Origin of the sequence: Streptomyces phytophilus, from assembly GCF_013870535.1 — a bacterium.
GTDB lineage: Bacteria > Actinomycetota > Actinomycetes > Streptomycetales > Streptomycetaceae > Streptomyces > Streptomyces phytophilus.
Genome location: NZ_JACBXC010001730.1, coordinates 1 through 1,016, shown reverse-complemented (window position 1 = coordinate 1,016; position 1,016 = coordinate 1). Strand labels below are relative to the sequence as shown.

The window sequence follows — 1,016 nt, the reverse complement described above, 5'->3', positions numbered from 1 at the left end:
CATCGTGCGCCGGGCGTGCGCGGCCTCCGGCTCCTCCAGCAGGTCGTCGACCGGCTCGTCCGTGTCCTCCTCCTCGTCGGACAGGGCGTCGAGTACGTCGTCGGCCAGCGGGTCGAGTGACGGGGGCGGCACCTCGGCGTCGAAGACCTTGCCGGTGCCGGCCGGGGTCTCGCCGGACTGCTCGGGGGCCGGGATACCGGGGATGGCCCGCTCGTTGTCGTCGCCGAGTCCGATGTCGGTGCCGTCGTCCGGCTGCACCGCGTCGTCGGGGTGCTCCGCCGCTTCGACCGTCTCCGCGGCCTCCGCGGCCTCCAGGTCCGCCGCCAGGCTCTCCGCGAAGCGCTCCAGCAGCCGTACGCCCGCCGCCTCCGCCTGCGCCGCCTCGACGGCGGCCAGCCGCCCCGTGCTCGCCACCGTGCCCGTGTACAGCACCGCCGTCGTCCCCGCCTCGTCCGCGTCCCGCGGCGTGAGGGTCAGCGACACCGTCACCGCCCCGCTGCCGCGCGACTCCTCGCCCTCGGCCGCCACGACGACGGAGTCGCCCCGCCGGGTCAGCCGCAGCGTGCCGCGGTACGTGATGCTGGAGCCGGCGACGCGGAGCCGGAGCCGGCCGCGCAGCGTGCCCTCCTCCTCCGCCCGGTTCTCGTCGAGCGTCAGCCCGGGGACGCTGCGGGCGACCCGCTCGGCGTCTGACAGGGCGCGGCGAACGGTTTCTGCGGGCTGCGGTACGTGCACCTCTCGCTCCATGGAGCGGAGCCTACCCACGGGGAACCTGCCCGGCACAGGGTTCTGCGGCGGGTGGGGGAACAGGTCACTCCACCGCCCCCGAAACCCGTCGCACCCACCCCGACCAGCACAAAGCCCGGGCAATCCGGCGCGGGAGAGCCGCGCGGACCGGGCTGCCCGCGCCGTACTCACCCCGGATACTTCGGGTGCAGCAGCGTCGACGGCTCCAGGTCCGCGGCCTAGTTTCCCCGACGACCTTCCCAGACCGGTCTAGGACAGCGAAGTCGAGC

General features: G+C 75.0%; 1 protein-coding gene. It reads right to left on the bottom strand.

What is annotated here, in order from left to right:
• A partial coding sequence (locus H5J30_RS35575) for an SRPBCC family protein (RefSeq protein ID WP_220189656.1) occupies nucleotides 1-747 on the bottom strand: 747 nt, incomplete at its 3' end.
• Nucleotides 748-1,016: the final 269 nt, after the last annotated feature.